17 protein-coding genes are annotated in these 18777 nt (G+C 64.0%); 9 read left to right on the top strand and 8 right to left on the bottom strand.

Annotated elements, in window-relative coordinates; all coding sequences use genetic code 11:
* Nucleotides 1-13 precede the first annotated feature (13 nt).
* Nucleotides 14-2002, bottom strand: coding sequence for a multiheme c-type cytochrome (locus ACE1EY_RS00615; protein ID WP_291514326.1), 1989 nt, complete (start codon nt 2000-2002; stop codon nt 14-16).
* Between the two features lie 444 nt (nt 2003-2446).
* Here ACE1EY_RS00615 and gmk point away from each other — a divergent pair, with 444 nt between their 5' ends.
* The 7 genes from gmk (at nt 2447) to ACE1EY_RS00580 (ending at nt 9727) form a co-directional block, all read left to right on the top strand.
* Entirely contained in the window at nt 2447-3088 is a 642-nt protein-coding gene (gene gmk, locus ACE1EY_RS00610; RefSeq protein ID WP_291514325.1) for a guanylate kinase, read from the top strand.
* Between the two features lie 37 nt (nt 3089-3125).
* The gene (gene rpoZ, locus ACE1EY_RS00605) at nt 3126-3389 is read left to right on the top strand and encodes a DNA-directed RNA polymerase subunit omega (protein WP_291514324.1); all 264 of its coding nucleotides are present in this window, start codon (nt 3126-3128) and stop codon (nt 3387-3389) included.
* A gap of 120 nt (nt 3390-3509) precedes the next feature.
* The gene (locus tag ACE1EY_RS00600; RefSeq protein WP_370299196.1) at nt 3510-5663 is read left to right on the top strand and encodes a bifunctional (p)ppGpp synthetase/guanosine-3',5'-bis(diphosphate) 3'-pyrophosphohydrolase; all 2154 of its coding nucleotides are present in this window, start codon (nt 3510-3512) and stop codon (nt 5661-5663) included.
* A 156-nt stretch (nt 5664-5819) separates the two neighbouring features.
* Nucleotides 5820-6203, top strand: coding sequence for a RidA family protein (locus tag ACE1EY_RS00595; RefSeq protein WP_291514548.1), 384 nt, complete (start codon nt 5820-5822; stop codon nt 6201-6203).
* Nucleotides 6204-6219: 16 nt separating this feature from the next.
* The gene (recG, locus tag ACE1EY_RS00590; RefSeq protein ID WP_370299195.1) at nt 6220-8331 is read left to right on the top strand and encodes an ATP-dependent DNA helicase RecG; all 2112 of its coding nucleotides are present in this window, start codon (nt 6220-6222) and stop codon (nt 8329-8331) included.
* 97 nt (nt 8332-8428) lie between these two features.
* Nucleotides 8429-9319, top strand: a complete 891-nt coding sequence (yghU, locus tag ACE1EY_RS00585) for a glutathione-dependent disulfide-bond oxidoreductase (protein ID WP_291514550.1) — start codon at nt 8429-8431, stop codon at nt 9317-9319.
* 111 nt (nt 9320-9430) lie between these two features.
* On the top strand, nt 9431-9727 hold the full coding sequence (locus tag ACE1EY_RS00580) for a hypothetical protein (RefSeq protein ID WP_291514551.1): 297 nt from the start codon (nt 9431-9433) through the stop codon (nt 9725-9727).
* A gap of 57 nt (nt 9728-9784) precedes the next feature.
* Here ACE1EY_RS00580 and ACE1EY_RS00575 read toward each other — a convergent pair whose 3' ends face one another.
* The 7 genes from ACE1EY_RS00575 to ACE1EY_RS00545 form a co-directional block, all read right to left on the bottom strand.
* Nucleotides 9785-10735: a hydrogen peroxide-inducible genes activator gene (locus ACE1EY_RS00575; protein ID WP_370299194.1), complete on the bottom strand. Its 951-nt coding sequence runs from the start codon at nt 10733-10735 to the stop codon at nt 9785-9787.
* A gap of 54 nt (nt 10736-10789) precedes the next feature.
* Nucleotides 10790-11707, bottom strand: a complete 918-nt coding sequence (hemF, locus tag ACE1EY_RS00570; RefSeq protein ID WP_291514553.1) for an oxygen-dependent coproporphyrinogen oxidase — start codon at nt 11705-11707, stop codon at nt 10790-10792.
* On the bottom strand, nt 11700-12257 hold the full coding sequence (locus ACE1EY_RS00565; protein ID WP_291514554.1) for an L-threonylcarbamoyladenylate synthase: 558 nt from the start codon (nt 12255-12257) through the stop codon (nt 11700-11702). The genes hemF and ACE1EY_RS00565 overlap by 8 nt, the downstream gene beginning before the upstream one ends.
* Complete coding sequence (locus ACE1EY_RS00560; protein ID WP_291514555.1) at nt 12254-14581, bottom strand: DNA topoisomerase I; 2328 nt, start codon at nt 14579-14581, stop codon at nt 12254-12256. Before ACE1EY_RS00560 ends, ACE1EY_RS00565 begins: the two co-directional genes overlap by 4 nt.
* A gap of 225 nt (nt 14582-14806) precedes the next feature.
* Complete coding sequence (locus ACE1EY_RS00555; protein ID WP_370299192.1) at nt 14807-15280, bottom strand: DUF494 family protein; 474 nt, start codon at nt 15278-15280, stop codon at nt 14807-14809.
* A gap of 114 nt (nt 15281-15394) precedes the next feature.
* On the bottom strand, nt 15395-16516 hold the full coding sequence (gene dprA / locus ACE1EY_RS00550) for a DNA-processing protein DprA (protein WP_291514557.1): 1122 nt from the start codon (nt 16514-16516) through the stop codon (nt 15395-15397).
* Nucleotides 16517-16525: 9 nt separating this feature from the next.
* Complete coding sequence (locus ACE1EY_RS00545) at nt 16526-17635, bottom strand: LysM domain-containing protein (protein ID WP_291514558.1); 1110 nt, start codon at nt 17633-17635, stop codon at nt 16526-16528.
* A 111-nt stretch (nt 17636-17746) separates the two neighbouring features.
* On the opposite strand from ACE1EY_RS00545, the gene def reads away from it, so the two are divergent.
* Together def and fmt are read left to right on the top strand one after the other, a co-directional pair.
* A complete protein-coding gene (gene def, locus ACE1EY_RS00540; protein ID WP_291514559.1) occupies nt 17747-18253 on the top strand; it encodes a peptide deformylase in 507 nt (168 codons plus the stop codon).
* A 19-nt stretch (nt 18254-18272) separates the two neighbouring features.
* Nucleotides 18273-18777 (top strand): methionyl-tRNA formyltransferase (fmt, locus tag ACE1EY_RS00535; protein ID WP_370299190.1); only part of this gene is annotated, 505 nt, incomplete at its 3' end.

The following is an 18777-nucleotide window of genomic DNA, read 5'->3' as shown; positions in this document are numbered from 1 at the left end:
CTCCTGCCCCCGGCTACTCGTGGCCCGCCTGGGCGACAGTCGCACCCCCGACTTCGAGCTTGCGCTCCCAGATCACCATGTGGCCGGCGACCACGCCGTCGGCTACATCACGCGGGCTCATGCCGTAGTCGAACCCCACGTGTTGGATTTCGGCCACCAGATTCACGGGCACCATCGCGGCTTTGAGTTCTGCGGTCACGGTGTATGGACCATTGCCATTGAGTTCGCTGCGATACGTCGCGGTGCGCTTGGCCCCGGGTGACAGCACGTGGCGGTGCTTGCGTGCCCCGGCTGGCTGCCCGGTGAGAATCGTCGATGAGGTGCTGGGCCGAATGAACGGCAGCGGGTCCACGGAGTAGTTCACGGTGAGCACCTGTTCGCGTTCGCCTCCGCGGACATTCCGCGTGATGAACTTCGACTGCATGTTGAACAGCTGCGTGTCCAGCGGCAGCTCGCCGTTGTGGACATAGATCGAATGCGAGTCGCGGACATCGCCATTCGGGTCGAGGTCACCCGACTCCATGAGGATCTTGCCGTCTGCGTCCTTCACGGCCACGTATAGCCAGATCACACGCTCGGCATCAAAACCCGTCGGCACGCTGTGGCCGTTCATGATGTTCTTCACGTCCAGCTCGAACTTGAGCTGGCGATCCGTCTGACGGGTGACCGACACCTCGCTCAGGCCGAAACCATTGCGCAACACTTCCAGTCGCTTGGTCCGTGCCCATTCCAGGCGCTCGAACTGCTCGTCGATGATCGCGCGGGCGTCGTAGCGGTCATCGATGGCGCGCCAGCGCTCGGGGAACTCGTAGTCGTCCGGAGCGCTGTCCTCGAACGCGTCAGTACCCCAGCCGGCTTCATGGTCGAACTTCAGCCAGTCGCGCGGCGTGGCGAGCTTGGTCGCTTCGATATTGTGCGGAAAAATGCCCGGATGGACGATGGAATAGTCAGGCCCGGCGAAGAAGTGATTCGTGAGCTTGCGGTCCGGCGTCGGCTTGCTGCCGATCATCGCCGCAGGGCCATAGGCGTAGTCGCTGACCTTCCCCTGTACCGTGCCCATGTGACAGTCCTGACAGCTCGTGCCTTCTGCGGCGGCGGGGGATTGCTTGTAGTCCGAGAAAGCCTCTTCCAGGCGGAAGCCGTTGAACAGGTTCACGTCATGGCAGACACCGCAGAAGCCGGATTCGCCAATGTATTCGAAGGTGCGCACCCCGCCGTGAATCTTGCGGCCGGACTTGTCGGGGTCGGGCGTCAAGGTGCCGCCTGACCCATCGATGGTCGCCTGCAACACCTGCCCGTCGGTCGGGCCGTAGACAGGTGCGGTCAGGTCGCCCGTTTCCAGTGCCACGCGTCCGCTGACCTTGCCGTAAGGCTGGCTGAGCCGATGGCAGACCACGCAGGTGATGCCTTCGCTGGAAGCGGGGTGACGATCCAGGTTGGAGATGAACGGGGATTCGCCCTTGTTCATGCCGATCTGGGTGTGACAACGAATGCAGAAGTCGCCGTTGGTGCTGCTGGTCTGCGCGTTGATCGTGCGTTGCATCGCCATGTAGACGGGGGAAATCTGCGCATAGGCGTGCTGAGACACTGCCCATTGCTCGAACTGCACCGGGTGGCAGGTGCCGCAGGTGTTGGCCGAAGGGTATTCCTCTTCCTCGAACAGCAGCCGGTGGATCTGGTCAGGCGTTAGCTCGTCGCTTTCCGGTTCGGTCTTGGCAACGTCGGTCGTGTCGGCTTCGGCCGCGGCCGGCGGTTCGCCGCTCAGCAGGTCCGAGTCGCCATCAAGCAGGCCGCCGGAGTCACCCAGTAAATCATCGCTGCCGCCGAGCAGGTCGTCGCCTTCGAGCAGGCTGTCGTCGCCGAGCAGCGCGTCATCATCTTGTTCGGACGATGCTTCGAGCAGATCACCTTCCAGCAATCCGCCGTCGAGCAGATCATCCTGTGCCCAGACAACGCTGCACGTCAGCATCGCGACGGCGGCGATCAGTCCCTTCTGGATCATCGCAAGCTCCCTGTGCGCAACTATCGACTCGGGTCGAGAATCCCCATTGCGGACCCGAGTATTGCGCGAAGTTGGTGAACTTATCTTGAAACGGTTCACATTTCATGGGGCCGTGTTGGGAATACGTGATGCGTGTCGGAATCCGGCCACCGGGGGATTCCCCGATCGTGTCCCAGCGTTTGTTAAGGCATTGGTCGCTATGGAGTTAGTCGGCCTCGCGCGGCGTTTGGGACACTTATCCCTAAACTCGCAGATGGGCCGGCAATGGGCTGACTTCCGGTTGTGACGCACGGAATTCTTGCGCTATCGACGTCGAAACTTGATTTGATAATAAGAATCGTTCTCTTTTGAAAGAATTGGGCAGAGGCCGCGCGTGCGCCGGCAAAGCCCTGGCGCCTTCGATAAGCTTCCGGCCAAGCCCGTGCCGGATTTGAGAGAACTACTTTGAAGGGTTCACTGATTGTCGTCTCAGCGCCCTCGGGCGCCGGAAAAACCAGCCTGACGCATGCCGCCATCGACCAGTTGGCGGGGGATGGCCATGTCGTGTCGTTTTCCGTGTCCTACACCACGCGGCTGCCGCGCGCGGGTGAGCGCAATGGGCAGGACTACCACTTTGTCGACGACTCGGCCTTTCTGGAGATGGCCGAAGCGAACGCGTTTCTGGAGCACGCCCAGGTGTTTGATCGCCGCTATGGGACAGGCCGCGCGCGCACCCTGCAGGCTCTGGATGCTGGCGAAGACATCGTGCTCGACATCGACTGGCAGGGCGCGCGGCAGGTCAAGGCTGCCTATCCAGACGCCGTGTTGATCTATGTGTTGCCGCCGTCGACGGATGCGCTCCGCGCGCGCTTGTCCAGCCGCGGCCAGGACAGCGACGACGTCATCGAGCGGAGAATGCGTGACGCCGTTGCGGAGATGTCGCACTGGCAGGAATACGACTATGTGATCGTCAACGACGACTTCGATGTGGCTGCGCGGGCGTTGGTTGCTGTCTTCCGCGCGGCGCGGTTGCGTCGTGTCCAGGCGGAGTCCGGCCCGGTCGGTGAATTGGCGCGGTCGCTGGTCAATCCCGCCGGATCTGCGTAGAATCCCGCCTCTTTTCCAGCGCAGCCGCAGACAGTCCATGGCACGTGTAACCGTAGAAGATTGCCTCGAACAGATTCCCAACCAGTTTCAATTGACGCTGGTCGCCTCGAAGCGCGCCCGCCAGCTCGCGCGCGGCGCCGAGCCGAGCATTCCGTGGGGCACCGACAAATCCACCGTGGTGGCGCTGCGCGAGATTGGTGAAGGCCGTGTGGGTGAAAGCGTACTTCACGAAGACGACCTGCCGCTGATTCCTCGGGTGAAGATGGAGCTCGCCAACCTGGATCCGGGTCCGGAGTCCTGAGTCGTCAGACCCTCTGCTGAATGATCGAGAAACGCCCGCGACCTGCGGGCGTTTTCGTATGCGTGACCGACCTGAGTCGTCAGCCACCCCAACCGCTCGTCGGTCTTATATAGTTCCCTGATGCTCGGTCGTCTCAACAATGCCATCCGCAATCAGCGGATCTCCCGTGAATTCGGGATCGAGGCGTTGCGCGAGGTGCTGGAAACCTACCTGCCGCAGGAGCAGGTGGACGAGGTGCAGTACGCCTACCAGTTCGGTGCGGAGCGGCACGAAGGGCAGTACCGCAAGTCCGGCGAGGCGTACATCTATCACCCGCTGGCCGTGGCGCGAATCCTGGCCGAAATGCATCTGGATCACACGACCCTGATGGCGGCGATCCTGCACGACGTGGTCGAGGACACGGACGTTACGTTGGAGGAGGTGTCCGGGCACTTCGGTCGTGATGTCGCGGCGCTGGTCGACGGCGTATCCAAGCTCGATCGCGCACAGTTCCAGACCAAGGCAGAGGTCCAGGCCGAGAGTTTCCGCAAGCTGTTGCTTGCGATGACGCAGGATATCCGCGTCATCCTCGTCAAGCTGGCGGACCGACTGCACAACATGCGGACCCTAGGGTCCATGCCGCATCCGAAACGCCGGAAGATCGCGCGGGAAACGCTGGATATCTACGCGCCCATTGCACAGCGTCTGGGTATTCACACCATGCGGGTGGAGTTGGAGGACCTTGGGTTCGCCAATCTCTACCCCAATCGCTATAGCGTGCTGGACCGCGCCGTCGCCGAAGTGTCCGGCAATCGCCGGAATCTGGTCCGTGAAGTCGAGCAGACGCTTTCAAAAGCGTTGCGTGATGAAGGTATCGGCGCCTCGGTGGTTGGCCGTCAGAAAAACCTCTACAGCATCTATCTCAAGATGCGACGCAAGCATCTGCGTTTTCTCGACGTCATGGACCTCTACGGCTTCCGGATAATCGTCAAGCGAATCGACGACTGCTACCGGGCGCTGGGTGTGGTCCATCACGTGTACAAGCCCATCGGCGAGCTATTCAATGATTTCGTTGCCACGCCGAAGGTCAACGGTTACCAGTCGCTGCACACGACGCTGGTCGGACCCGGTGGAATCAAGATCGAGGTGCAGATTCGCACCCGGGACATGCACCATATTTCCGAGTCAGGCATCGCCGCGCACTGGCAGTACAAGCTGGGCGGCGGCGGAGCCAAGGCGCCTCAGGTGCGTGCCCGTGAGTGGCTGACCGGGCTGCTCGAAATGGATCACGCGCCCGGCAACTCCCTGGAGTTTCTCGAGAACGTCAAGATCGATCTGTTCCCGGACGAGGTCTACGTGTTCACGCCCAAGGGTCAGATCCGCAGGTTGCCGCGCGGCGCGACGCCGGTCGATTTCGCTTACTCCGTGCACACCGAGCTCGGCAATCATTGCGTGGCGGGACGGGTTAACCATCATCTGGCGCCGTTGTCGGTGCAGCTACGCAATGGCGATACGGTCGAGATCATCGGCGCCAAGCATGCGCGTCCGAATGCGGCCTGGCTGAACTTCGTCAAGACCGCCAAGGCGCGGACATCGATTCGCAGCTATCTCAAGAATCTGCGGGACGACGAGGCCGTCCGCCTCGGTCGGCGCTTACTGGAGCGCTCGCTGGATGAGCTGGGCGTTGCACCGCGTGTGCTCAAGGGCGATGACGCCGAGCAGGTGTTGGCCAAGCTCGAACTGGACGACATGGAAGATCTTTACGCCAGCATCGGCCTGGGTCGGCGCCTGTCGCCGCTGGTGGCCCGCCTGTTCCTGGAACCTGCTCAGCAGAACAGCGCCATTGCACTGGTCGCCCCGTTGGCGATTCAGGGCACGGAGGGCCTGATCGTCGAGTACGGCGGCTGCTGCCATCCAATCCCCGGCGATCCGATCCGCGGCCATGTCTCGATGGGGCGCGGCATCGTGATTCATCGGGTCGATTGCAAATCCGGCATTCAGAACCGCAAGGGTGGGCCGCATGACTGGGTTTCGTTGTCCTGGTCCGATGATGTCGAGGGTGACTTCATCGTCGAACTGCGGATTCAAGGGCCCAATCAGCGCGGATTCCTGGCCACCGTTGCCACCGAGATCGCCGATGCCGGTTCCAGCATCGAGAACGTGAACATGTCGGACCGGTCCAGCGGGATGGCGGATATGCGCATCAACATCACCATCCGTGACCGCATTCACCTCGCGCAGGTCATGCGCGGTCTGCGACGCCTCGATATCGTCGAGCGCGTGCAACGCAGCTAAGGAAACACTGATCTATTCTCACCACCGAGACGGAGTGAGCGCGGTTTGATCATTCCAAATGAGCGAACGACCACGCAGGCTTGCGGGAAAATCGGCAACTTGGCGGCGTGATTAGATCAGTGTTTCCCTAACGTCCCCCATTTATCTGGAGCAACCATGCGCCGCATCATCAGCACAGATCAGGCCCCGGCGGCCATCGGAACTTACTCGCAGGCCGTGCAGGCCGGCAACACGGTCTACATTTCCGGCCAGATCCCGCTGGACCCGGTGACCGGCGCCATGGTCGAAGGCGATTTCGAAGCCCAGGCGCGGCAGGTCTTCAGCAACCTCTCGGCGGTGGCCGAGGCCGCCGGCGCCACGCTGCAGGCGGCGGTCAAGCTGACCATCTTCCTGACCGACCTGGGTGAGTTCGCTGCGGTGAATCGGGTGATGTCCGAATTCTTTTCCGAACCGTACCCGGCGCGGGCGGCCGTCGAGGTGTCTGCCTTGCCCAAGGGTGCGCAGGTCGAGGCCGACGCAATTCTCGTCCTCGAGGACTGAGCGCACTCGAACGACGATGGCGACTCGGGGGCGCATTGCCGCGGCACGCACCACGCCGTTGACTCCGGACTCACCGCTGACGGCGTTTCCCGGCGTCGGCGACGCAATGGCCGCACGGTTGGCGCAGTTGGGCCTGCAGGTGGCCGAAGATCTGCTGTTCCACTTGCCCAATCGCTACGAGGATCGCACTCGCCTGTGGACCATCGGCAGCCTGACGCCGGGTATCCGCGCACAGCTGGTCGGACGGGTCGAGCGGGCCGACCTCAAGTTTGGACGGCGGCGATCGCTACTGGTGTCGCTCACCGACGGCACCGGCCGGCTCGGCATGCGCCTGTTCCATTTTTCGCGCGCGCAGCAGCGCCAGTTCGTCTCGGGACAGTGGGTGCGTGTGTTTGGCGATGTGCGTCCCGGCCCCACCGGACTGGAAATGGCGCATCCGGAGTACAAACTGGTGCCCGGCCCGGAGGACGAGTCCGTCACCGAAGACGCGCTCACGCCGCTGTATCCGCTGACCCAGGGCGTCACGCAGGGGCGCTTGCGAGCGATGATTGCCCGGGCGATGGACCACCTGCTGACCCAGGTGGATGATCCCTTGCTCGGCGAGTCGTTCGCGGGCCTGCCCCTACCTGCGCTGCATGAGGCGATCACCGTCTTGCACCGGCCGCCGGTCGGCAGTGATGTCAATCTGCTCGCCAGCGGTTACCACCCGGCCCAGCGGCGCCTGGCGCTGGAGGAATTGCTTGCGCATCGGCTGAGCCTTAGTGATCTCAAGCGGCGCGCGCGGGAGCAACTGCGGGCCACGCCGCTGCGTCTCGATCGCGCGGTGCTCCAGCCGCTGCTGGACGGGCTCGGGTTTACGCTCACCGGCGCCCAGCAACGCGTGGTTGGCGAGATCGCTGATGATCTGGCGCGGGAGGGCCCGATGATGCGCCTGGTTCAGGGCGACGTTGGTGCGGGCAAGACGGTGATTGCCGCGGCCGCACTGCTGGCTGCGGTCCGCGCCGGACATCAGGCCGCATTGATGGCACCTACCGAATTGCTCGCCGAGCAACATGCGGTGACCTTGCAGGGTTGGCTGGCGCCCCTCGGGGTGGAGGTGCTGCTGCTGTCCGGAGCACGCAAGGCACAGGAGCGTCGTCAAATCGAAGCGCGCCTGGAATCCGGAGACGCATTACTCGCCGTCGGAACCCATGCACTGTTCCAGCGCAGCGTTCAGCTGCCGAAGCTGGCGCTGGTCGTGGTGGATGAACAGCACCGCTTCGGCGTGCATCAACGGCTTGCGCTGCTCGACAAGGGCGCAGACCGCTATCCCCATCAACTGGTCATGACCGCCACGCCGATCCCCCGGACACTGGCGATGCGGGCCTACGCCGACCTCGACACCTCGGTGCTCGACGAACTGCCGCCGGGCCGGACTCCGGTCGCGACCATTGTGCTGGACCAGCAGCGTCGCGATGCTGTCATCGAACGCGTGGCCGCCGCCTGTCAGCGCGGCCGGCAGGCGTATTGGGTCTGCACGCTGGTGGAAATCTCGGACCAACTGGATGCCGAGGCGGCCGAAGCGGCGGCGGAGCGGTTGCGTGCAGACTGCCCCCAGCTGCGTATCGGCCTGGTCCATGGCCGCATGAAACCGGCCGACAAGCAGCGCGTGATGGCGGACTTCAAGGCGGGCGGCATTGATCTGCTGGTCGCCACCACGGTCATTGAGGTCGGGGTAGACGTGCCGAACGCATCGCTGATGATCATCGAAAATGCCGAACGTCTGGGGCTGGCTCAGTTGCACCAGCTGCGGGGGCGCGTGGGCCGTGGCAGCGAATCCAGCCATTGCGTGCTGATGTATCAGGGGCCGCTGTCACAACTCGCGAAATCAAGGCTGGCGGTGATGCGAGAAACCACCGACGGCTTCCGGATCGCTGAGCGGGACCTGGAATTGCGCGGACCGGGCGAGGTGATGGGAACACGGCAAACCGGCGAGGTCGGCCTGCGCATTGCCGACATGGTCCGCGACGCCGATTTGCTGGATGCGGCCGAGGCCATCGCGGTGGGTCTTGGCGAGCGCAGCGATGATGTCCGCCGAGTGCTGTCGCAACGCTGGGTCGCCGGAGCCGAGCGCTTCGCACGCGCCTGACCATGCTCGACTGCGTTGGCTGCGGGTGTGAACGCCAGCGTCGCAACGCGGTCTCGTGCACTGTACCGCCCATTCCTCACGAACCAGGAGTTACTTCATGTCCGATGATCAGGGTTACACGCCGCCGACAGTCTGGACCTGGGATGCCGAAAGCGGAGGGCGCTTCGCCAGCATCAACCGCCCGGTGGCCGGTCCGACCCACGACAAGAGCCTGCCAGTGGGCGAGCACCCCTTGCAGCTCTATTCGTTGGCGACGCCGAATGGCGTCAAGGTCACCGTCATGCTGGAAGAGTTGCTGGAGCTCGGTCATGCCGGAGCCGACTACGATGCCTGGCTGATCAACATCACGGAGGGCGATCAGTTTTCGTCCGGCTATGTCGACATCAACCCGAACTCGAAGATTCCGGTGATGGTAGATCGCAGTACCGACACGCCTACCCGGGTGTTCGAATCCGGTTCGATTCTGCTGTATCTGGCCAACAAATTCGGCGCGCTGTTGCCGCTGGAGCACCACGCGCACACCGAGGCCATGAACTGGCTGTTCTGGCAGATGGGCAGCGCCCCCTTTCTGGGAGGCGGGTTCGGCCACTTCTACGCCTACGCGCCAATCAAGATCGAGTACGCGATCAATCGCTACGCGATGGAAACCAAGCGCCAGCTCGATGTGCTCAACCGACATCTAGCCGAGCATGAATACCTGGCCGGGGACGACTACAGCATCGCCGATATCGCCAACTGGCCGTGGTACGGCGCGCTGGTCAAGGGCTTGCTGTACGAGGCGGGGGAATTCCTGCAGGTGCAGGACTACAGCCATGTCATTCGCTGGGCGGATGCCATTGCCGCGCGGCCGGCGGCGCAGCGGGGGCGCAAGGTCAACCGGGTTTGGGGCGAGCCGTCCGACCAGCTCTTCGAGCGGCACGACGCCAGCGATTTCGATCAGCGCACCCTGGACAAGCTCAATCCGTCGGCCAAGGCCACGACGCTATAAGGCTGCGACGCTTCGGCAGGTTCCCGCGTCTCGCTGGGGAGGGCACCCCGCCCGGCAACAAGGCATGCCGACCGCGCCACTGGCCGGGCGGCTTCGCAGGGAGACGCGACCATGACCAATCGAAGATCCACGCAAGGGCGGCCATGGCTGGCCGTCGGGCTAGTCCTGGGCCTGCTCGCGGCGCCCGGCGGGGCCGCTGCTGGCGCGGTGCCGCGCACGGCCGACCCCGATAGCGCCCGTCATTGGCTGGTGCTGAACTTCGATACGCAACCTGTTGGTCGGCAAATCGCCCAGCAGGGCAACGCAGCGCTGCAGAGGATTCGTGCGGGCATCCGGGTCACCGCCCCAGCGCTGCCGCGGCCCCAGCGCGACGAACTGGCGAGTCGTCAGGCTCAGCTCGACGGCTAGCGTCGCCGCGGCGACTGATTTGCCTGGCAATCGCCGGCACGACATGGCCTGAGAGAATCAGGCGGCTGGGCTGACCTCCCAGGGAGCCGGCTCCTGTACCCAGGTGACGCCAGCCATGGCGCTGGAAAGTATCGCTTCCTGCAGTGCGGCGATGGCCTGCCGGCGAGGGAAGTTCTTGCGCCAGGCTATGGCGATGCGGCGCTGCGGTGCCGGTGACTGAAACGGCCGCGTGATCAGCATGGTGGTTTCATCCGGCCGGTTGACGATTGAGCTCTGAGGCAGGACGGTGATACCCAGCCCGCTGGCGACCATGTGTCGGATCGTCTCCAGACTGGAGCCGGTTAGCGGTCTCGGCTGACCCTGCACCTGATCGACACAATTCGGGCAGGCCTCGACGACCTGATCCCGGAAGCAGTGACCTGGTCCCAGCAGCAGCAGGTGCTCGCCGGCCAGCTCTTCGGACGGAATGTCCTCGGCCGCCGCCCAGGGGTGGTCGGCGGGCAGGACCACCGAAAAGCTCTCGTCGTACACCGGCCACGGCTGCAGGCCGGCCTGATCAATCGGCAACGCGATGAGGATTGCATCCAGTTCGTTCTGCTTGAGCTGCTCAATCAGATTGACCGTGAAGTTTTCCTCGATGATTAGCGGCATGCTGGGCGCTGCCTTCCGCAGGGCCGGGACGAGGTAGGGCAACAGATAAGGCCCGACCGTGTAAATCGCCCCCAGGCGCAGTGGGCCAGCCAGTTCGTTCTGTCCAGCGCGGGCCAGCTGCTCGATCTGTGCCGCTTCGGACAGCACCACCCGGGCCTGGGCGATGATGCGTTCGCCGATGGGGGTGGGTCGCGCTTCGCCGCGGTGCCGTTCGAACAGCGTCACGCCGAGTTCATCTTCCAGTTTGCGCAGCGCCACCGACAACGTCGGCTGGCTAACAAAGGAGCGGTCGGCCGCGCGGCCGAAGTGGCGTTCGCTGTCCAGGGCGACCAGATACTTGAGTTCGGTCAGTGTCATGACGGGAGTCTGTCCCGGCCGGTATGGCTGCGCAACATAGACCGGGCGCGACCGCTACGCCCAGGCTCGCGGTACGAGGAAATGTTCCGTCAGCGCAGCCTCTGGCGAGCCGGGTTCTGGCACGTGCCGATACCGCCAGCCGGAGGCAGGTGGCATGGACATCAGAATGGATTCGGTGCGCCCGCCCGACTGCAGCCCGAACAGCGTGCCGCGGTCGTGCACCAGGTTGAACTCCACATAGCGCCCGCGGCGGTATAGCTGGAACGCCCGCTCGCGTTCGCCGTACGTCATGTCGCAGCGGCGCTGCAGTATCGGCAGCAGCGCATCGACATAGCCCCGACCGACCGACTGCTGGAACGCGAAACAGCGCTCGAAACCCCCATCGTTGAGGTCGTCGAAGAACAACCCACCAATGCCGCGGGGCTCCTGGCGGTGCGGCAGATAGAAGTAGTCGTCGCAGGCCTGCTTGTAGCGCGGGTACACCTCGGCGCCGAAGGGTGCGCAAAGCGCTTTCGCTGTCGCATGCCAGTGGCGGCAGTCTTCGTCGAAACCATAGATCGGCGTGAGATCGAAGCCGCCACCGAACCACCAGATCGGCGGGCTATCGGCCGATTCCGCGACCAGAAAGCGCACGTTCATATGTGACGTGGGCGCATAGGGGTTGCGGGGATGGACGACCACGGAAACGCCCATGGCGCGAAACCCCCGGCCGGCCAGCTCGGGATTGCGGGCACTAGCCGCGGGCGGCAGCCGCTTGCCCTGGATGACCGACAGCGCCACGCCGGCGCGTTCCAGTGCGGCGCCATCTTCCAGCACCCGGGTGTTGCCGCCACCGCCTTCGGCGCGCTGCCAGACATCGTGTGCGAAGCGTGCGGTGGGCTCCAGCGACTCCAGCGCCGAGCAGATGTCGCTTTGCAGTTGACGCAGAAATGCCTCAACCGCCGCAGGCTGGATGGTCGCGGAATCAGCCACGTGGCATGCCGCCTCGTGCGTAGTCACCGCTGCCGGCAACGCGGATGGGGGTTGCGCCGCGTAGCGGGCCGGTTCGCCCGCCCAGTTTCAGGTCGACCGCCTGACGGATCTGCGGGTCGATCTGGGAGGCCCGTCGCGGTGCCGGCCGGCCCCCAGGGTTGGCGCTGGTCGACACGATGGCACCGCCGAAGTGGGCACAAAGCCCGGCGGCAACGGGATGGGTGGTGATACGCACGGCGAGCGTCGGTCGTCCCCCCGTCAGCCACCAGGGGCAGGCGACGTGAGCCGGCAGAATCCAGGTCGTCGGTTGATCGCCGGGCGCCGGTAGATCGCTCAGGTCCACGACATAGGGGGCGAGCCGCTCCGCGCGGTCGGCGATGAGGATCAGCCCCTTGGACACGGGGCGGGCCTTCAGCGCCAGCAGGGCGAATACCGCGTCCGGGTCCAGCGGATTGCAACCCAGCCCCCAGACACCTTCGGTGGGGTAGAGCGCCAGCCCGCCGGCGCGCAGCCTACCGGCGGCCTGACGAAGCTGAAACGCCGTCGTCACCCGCTCTTCTTGGCCTTAGGCGCGGCCTTGCGCGTACCGCGTTTCTTGCGTTCAGGCGCCGCTGCAATCAGTTCCTGGCACTGCTCCAGTGTCAGCGACTTGGGCTCGGTGTCCTTGGGAATCTTGGCGTTCTTCTTGCCGTCGGTGATGTACGGGCCGTAACGGCCGTTCAGCACCTTGATGCCCTCGTCTTCCCAGACGTGGATCTCGCGTTCCGCATCCAGCTTTTTCTTCGCCGCGACCAGTTCCAGGCAGCGGTCTCGACTGACCGTGTAGGGGTCGTCTTCCTTGCCGAGCGACGCGAATTTCTTGCCGAAGCGCACGTAGGGCCCGAAGCGCCCGACGTTGACCTGCATCTCTTCGCCCTGAGGCGTTTCGCCCATGTCACGCGGTAGCTGGAACAGGGCCAGGGCCTCGTCCAGGGTGATCTTGTCCAGGCGTTGCCCGGGCCGCAGGCTGGCGAACTTCGGCTTGTCTTCGTCGTCCTTGGAGCCGATCTGCGCGAAAGGCCCATAGCGGCCGATCCGAACGATCACCGGTTTGCCTGACTTGGGGTCGGTGCCCAGTTCCCGGGCCTGCGCCACCTCGGCGCGGGAGATGTCCTGCTTGGATTCCACGGTCTCGTGGAAGGGTTCCCAAAAGCCTTCGAGCAGCGGCTTCCAGTCCTTTTCACCACGTGAAACGGCGTCCAGTTCATCTTCCAGCCGGGCCGTGAAGTCGTAATCCACGTACTGGGTGAAGTGTTCGGTCAGGAACCGGGTGACGATGCGGCCGATGTCGGTGGGGTAGAACCGCTTGGATTCCAGTTCCACATACTCGCGCGACAGCAACGTGGAGATGATGCTGGCATAGGTCGACGGCCGGCCGATGTCGTATTCCTCCAGCGTCTTCACTAGGCTGGCTTCGGTGTAGCGAGGCGGCGGCTCGGTGAAGTGCTGGTCGGCGGCGATGTCCAGCAGTTCCAGTACATCGCCCTGCTCGACCGGCGGCAGGGTCTTGTCGTCGTCGTCGGCCTTCGAATCGTCGCGGCCTTCCTGATAGACGGCGATGAAGCCCGGCTCGACCAGGGTCGATCCGGTGGCGCGGAAGCTGTGTCCGTCGCCGGCGGCCAGCGTCAGTGACACCGTGTCGTAGAGCGCCGGCTGCATCTGGCTGGCCATCGCACGCTTCCAGATCAGCTCATACAGCTTGCTCTGGTCGCTGTTGAGGTATTTTTTCATGTCGGCCGGGTGACGAGCTGCCGATGTGGCGCGCACGGCTTCGTGCGCTTCCTGGGCATTCTTGGACTTGGTCTTGAAGTGGCGCGGCTTGTCGGGCAATGCCTTGTTGCCGTAGCGCTCGGCAATCACCTCACGCATTTCCACCAGCGCATCGTTGGCCAGCGACACCGAGTCGGTCCGCATGTAGGTGATCAGGCCGATCGAGGAGCCGTCGATCTCGATGCCCTCATACAGCTGCTGCGCCGTGCGCATGGTCCGCGTCGTCGTGAAGCCGAGCTTGCGCGAGGCTTCCTGCTGCAGGGTCGATGTCGTGAACGGCGGTGCGGGATTGCGGCGACGTTGTTTTTTCTCGACCGTCTCTGCGGTGAGCGAGCCGCCGGCTGCGGCCAGCAGCTTTTCGCGGGCGCCGGTGGCGCCGGCCTCGTCGGTGAAGGTGAACTGCTCCACCTTGTCGCCGCCGAAGGTCCACAAGCGGCCGGCAAAGGACTGGCCATCCTTCTGCACCTGGGCGTCGATGGACCAGTATTCCTGTGCGACGAACTTGTCGATCTCGTCTTCGCGTTCAACGATCAGCCGCAACGCCGGACTTTGCACGCGCCCCGCTGACAGTCCGCGCTGTACCTTGCGCCACAGCAGGGGGGAGAGATTGAAACCGACGAGATAGTCGAGGGCGCGCCGCGCCTGCTGTGCATCGACCAGGTGATCGGACACGGCGCGCGGATGGCTCAGGGCCTCCTGGATCGCGCGCTCGGTGATTTCGTGGAACACCACGCGCTGCACCAGCTTGTCGCCCAGCAGCTTGCGCTCCTTGAGGATCTCCAGCAGATGCCAGGCGATGGCCTCCCCTTCGCGATCAGGGTCAGTCGCCAGCAGCAGGGAGTCGGATTTCTTCAGCGCCTCGACAATGTTCTTGACGTGCTTTTCGTTGCGGTCGATGACCTGATAGCGCATCGCGAAATCTGCGCTGGGATCAACAGCCCCTTCCTTGGGAACCAGGTCTCGCACATGGCCGTAGGACGCCAGTACTCGGTAATCCTTACCGAGATATTTCTCGATGGTCTTGGCCTTGGCAGGCGATTCGACGATGACCAGATTCTGCGCCATGGGGGGCGGAAACCCTTTTGTTGGATTGGGGATTTGGGGGCGCGAGCATGGCCGTGGCTTGGAAGACTTGCAAGTCGGGCCGTCTGCAAACGGCCACGGGCCAAGTCTTGGCGCAAGCCCGCTCAGGCTCTGGTGCCGCAGTCTGGCCGGGCGCTGCGGCTGCTCTTGTCCGGCCGGTGATCAACGGTCTCCGGCGCCCGGGGCGACGCCGAAGACCGTCGGCGCTTAGTGCAGTGCTTCCGCGTAGTCCTGAAACACCAGGTCTTCCATCCGGGCGTAGGCCTCTTCGTGCTCGGGCTGGTTGAACAGCACCATCAGCACCACCCACTTGACGTGGTCTTCCTCGACGGCATCGTCGTCCAGGGCCATGAGGCGCTCGATGACCAGTTCGCGGCCGTCCGGGTGGAGGATGCCCAGATTCTCCAGGTGCATCAGCAGACCCCGGCAGCCGGTCGACAGCCGCGCCATCTCCTCTGCGGCATAGACCCGTGAGGCGGTACTGACAGTGACGGTTTCGATCGAGCGCTTGCGCGATTCCAGGCCTTCCAGCCAATCGAAGGCGTGGCTGATCGCTTCCATTGGGAAGCCAGCGGCTTCGAGTTCTTCGCGGAGAGGGCTGCCGTCGTAACGGGCCTCGATTTCTTCTTCCAGGTAGTTCTCAAACAGGTAAAGGAGGACGTCGAGCACGTTTTCCTTCATGTCGTTTGCCCTTGAGTTGGGCCTGTCTGCGCAGGCGTGGTACCGGTTTCGATTGACGTGAAACCAAGGCATCAGCCACCCATGCCGTGGTTCCACAGCGCGGTTATTCACGATTCAGTGTGCAGATGACAATCGCATGAAAAGTCCGCTAGAGGCGGAGGCAACAACACCATCCAACTCTAGGACCAGCAGCATGGAAGAAACCGCCTCGACGGTCAATTCGGTCCGATCGACGAGCGTGTTGAGACTGACCGGCGCGTCGCCCATTGCCTTCAACAAGCGTTGGTAGTCCGCGTCATAGCGCGGTGTGGTCGCAGGGTCAGGGAATGCATCGGAGGCCTGGGCGCCGGCGCCGGGCGTCCAGTCGAGCCGGCCTGCCAAGGGTTCCAGTAAGTCTTCAGCCGTTTCCACCAGGGTGGCGCCATCGCGGATCAGCCGGTGGCAGCCACGCGCCAATACGTTGTGGATGGAGCCGGGAATCGCGAAGACTTCGCGGTTTTGCTCCATGGCATCGCGCGCGGTGATTAATGAGCCGGACTCGATGGCGGCTTCGACGACCAGCACGCCCAATGCCAGCCCGCTGATGATGCGATTGCGGCGCGGGAAATGCTCGGCCTTGGGAGGCGTGCCCGGTGGCCACTCCGATACCAGCGCACCTTCCGCCGCGATCTGATGCGCCAGATCGCGATGGGTGGCCGGGTACACGCGGTCCAGCCCGGTACCGCAAACCGCCACCGTAAGCCCGCCCGCGGCGAGGGCGCCTCGATGCGCCTGTCCATCAACGCCGAGGGCCAGGCCGCTGGTGATGGTGAGTCCGCGTGCGGCAAGGGAATAGGCGAAGGCCTGTGCATTCTCCGCGCCCTGCGGGGTCGGGTTGCGACTGCCAACGATGGCGAGCTGCGGCAATCGCAGCACATCCGGGTCGCCCAGAACGAATAGTGCCGCTGGCGGCGCGGCGATTTGCCGGAGTGCATCAGGAAACACCGCATCGTCTCGTGTGATCAGCGCTCGGTTCGGCTCGGCGTCCAGCCAGCGCAGATCGTCGTCGATGCCCACCGGTTCGATGTCCAGTGCGGCCGCCACCGCGGCAGGCAGGCCCGCTCGCTCACGCTCGGTTCTCGGCGCCGCCAGGGCCTGATCGGGATGGCCGAACGCATCGAGCAGACGCTGCGTGCGAACCGGACCCAGGCCGGGGGTGCGCAGCAGGCGCAGCCAGACCCGGCGCGGGTCAGTCAATCCGCGACCTCAGCGTCCGGGTTGAGGGTTCTTGACCTTGTCCAGCACATGCACCGGCCGGAAAGCCTCCATGACCAGGCCATAGGAGAACCGCTCGTACGTCTTGAAGACCAGTAGCGTACCGGCGAGCTGGTCCGGTAGCTGGACCTTGCCGTAGCCGCTCTTGTACGGATCGGAGACCTTGCGGCCGGCCTGATAAACGCTCAGCACATGGCCGGGCGCAAGACCGTGGGTCTGGCCGCGGTTCAGCGCCACGATGGCGTACTGACCAATCTGCGAAACGCCTTCGTAGACGCTGACGATGCGGCCTTCGACGTCGTTGGCGGGCGAATGCGGGAAAAAGTTCGCGCTGAAGATTTCCTCTTCCGACGGCAGCATGTGATCGCCGATCAGAATCTCGCGCTGTGAATCGAGTACCCGGGCCACGGCGGGTGAGCCGTAGTCCAGCACCTCGATCTCGCCAATCGGAATGGCCTCGACACCGAGTATCTTGTTGTTGTCCGGATCGCGGTAGGTCTCGCCGCGGCGCACGATCTGATAGGCCGTGACATCGTTTTCCGGCAGGCGCATGACATAAACCGACATGCCCTCGGCGCCGATCAGATGCTCGCCGACGAATTCAAGCACATAGGGCGCGTCGTCCAGCGTGTCGGTTTCGATCAGACGCGGTCCGCGCAGGAAATTGCGGATGGCGTCGATCGGAATCGTCGGAATGGCGGCGTCCAGCGGCAGATTGCGCACGCGCGGCGACAGGCGCTCGACGCCCAGGCCGGAACGGCGAATCTGAGGGCGCCCGTCGACCCAGACCAGCAGCAACTCGTCGCCGGGGAAGATCAGATGCGGGTTGTTGACCTGCGGATTGACGTACCAGACCTCGGGCCAAAGCCATGGATCGCGCAGAAAGTAGCTGGCGATGTCCCACAGCGTGTCGCCTTTCTTCACCACGTATTTCAGGGGCGCGTTGTCGGCAACCTCGACCACCGGTGGCGGTAAGCCCGGTTCGGCCCTGGGTGGCGGCGGCTCGAACGAGGGTGAGGGCGCAGGCGCCGGATCGCTGGCACAGGCCATCAGCAGGCAGGCGCCGGCAATCGAAGACAGCAAAGGTTTATACTTCGTCATTCGCGTCCCCACTCCCAACATCGCGGCTGACAGGACCAGCGACATCGAGGAACGGTGACTGTTGCACAGTGAATTCCTTGAGCCGCATCAAGTTGTTGCGAGCAATTTAGCATGGCAATCCTGAAAATTCTTCACCATCCTGATCCTCGTCTACGCAATGCCGGCAAACCGGTGAAGCAGTTCGATGATGAACTGCAAGCGCTGATCGACGACATGTTCGAAACGATGTACGACGCCCCCGGCGTCGGACTGGCGGCCACCCAGGTCGGTATCGCCTTGCGGTTGGCGGTCATGGACTGCTCGGAGAAGAAAGATTCTCCGATCGTGATGATCAATCCCGAGATCATCGGGGCCGAGGAGCCGGAGCTTGTCGAAGAGGGCTGTCTGTCGGTGCCGGGGCACTACGACCGCATCGAACGTCATGGACGGACGACCGTGCGTGCGCTGGATCGCCATGGCGAGTCCTTCGAGCTGACCGGCGAAGGCCTGCTCGCCCAGTGCATCCAGCATGAGATCGACCATCTCGACGGCAAGCTCTATATCGACTACCTGTCGCAGCTGAAGCGAAACCGTATCCGCCGCAAGCTGGAGAAGCAGCAGCGGCAGGAATCGGATTGAGCCCCGTCCGGATCGCGCCATGAGGGTTGCCTTCGCCGGCACGCCGGAATTCGCGGTGCCGCCGTTGCAGGCGCTGGTGAACGCCGGGTTTGACGTCTGCGGCGTCTACACCCAGCCAGATCGTCCCGCCGGACGTGGCCGCAAGCCCCGGCCGAGTCCGGTCAAGGCATTGGCAGAGTCGCTGGACCTGCCAATCTTTCAGCCGGCATCGCTACGTGATCCTGCGGCCCAGAACGAGCTGTCGGCGCTGAGGCCTGACGTCATGGTGGTTGTGGCCTATGGGCTGATTCTACCGGCCACCGTGCTGGCGATACCGCGTATGGGCTGTGTCAACATTCACGCCTCGCTGCTGCCGCGCTGGCGGGGTGCTGCGCCGATCCAGCGTGCAATCCTCGCCGGTGATACAGAGACCGGCATTACCATCATGCAGATGGATGCCGGCCTTGATACCGGTGCGATCCGTCTTGCCGGCACACTGCCCATCACCGCCACCGATACGGCACAGACCCTGCATGACCGGCTGG

This window comes from Abyssibacter sp., from assembly GCF_964229365.1.
In the GTDB taxonomy this organism is placed as follows: domain Bacteria; phylum Pseudomonadota; class Gammaproteobacteria; order Nevskiales; family OUC007; genus Abyssibacter.
Note: the sequence above shows the minus strand (reverse complement) of the source record. Positions and strands in the feature narration are given on the sequence as shown.

Coding starts and splice junctions, on each gene's coding strand:
- ACE1EY_RS00575 (WP_370299194.1), bottom strand. CDS start 10,735: ATGACACTGACCGAACTCAAGTATCTGGTCGCCCTGGACAGCGAACGC.
- ACE1EY_RS00595 (WP_291514548.1), top strand. CDS start 5,820: ATGCGCCGCATCATCAGCACAGATCAGGCCCCGGCGGCCATCGGAACT.
- ACE1EY_RS00580 (WP_291514551.1), top strand. CDS start 9,431: ATGACCAATCGAAGATCCACGCAAGGGCGGCCATGGCTGGCCGTCGGG.
- ACE1EY_RS00560 (WP_291514555.1), bottom strand. CDS start 14,581: ATGGCGCAGAATCTGGTCATCGTCGAATCGCCTGCCAAGGCCAAGACC.
- rpoZ (WP_291514324.1), top strand. CDS start 3,126: ATGGCACGTGTAACCGTAGAAGATTGCCTCGAACAGATTCCCAACCAG.
- ACE1EY_RS00555 (WP_370299192.1), bottom strand. CDS start 15,280: ATGAAGGAAAACGTGCTCGACGTCCTCCTTTACCTGTTTGAGAACTAC.
- ACE1EY_RS00615 (WP_291514326.1), bottom strand. CDS start 2,002: ATGATCCAGAAGGGACTGATCGCCGCCGTCGCGATGCTGACGTGCAGC.
- ACE1EY_RS00600 (WP_370299196.1), top strand. CDS start 3,510: ATGCTCGGTCGTCTCAACAATGCCATCCGCAATCAGCGGATCTCCCGT.
- def (WP_291514559.1), top strand. CDS start 17,747: ATGGCAATCCTGAAAATTCTTCACCATCCTGATCCTCGTCTACGCAAT.
- ACE1EY_RS00545 (WP_291514558.1), bottom strand. CDS start 17,635: ATGACGAAGTATAAACCTTTGCTGTCTTCGATTGCCGGCGCCTGCCTG.
- yghU (WP_291514550.1), top strand. CDS start 8,429: ATGTCCGATGATCAGGGTTACACGCCGCCGACAGTCTGGACCTGGGAT.
- recG (WP_370299195.1), top strand. CDS start 6,220: ATGGCGACTCGGGGGCGCATTGCCGCGGCACGCACCACGCCGTTGACT.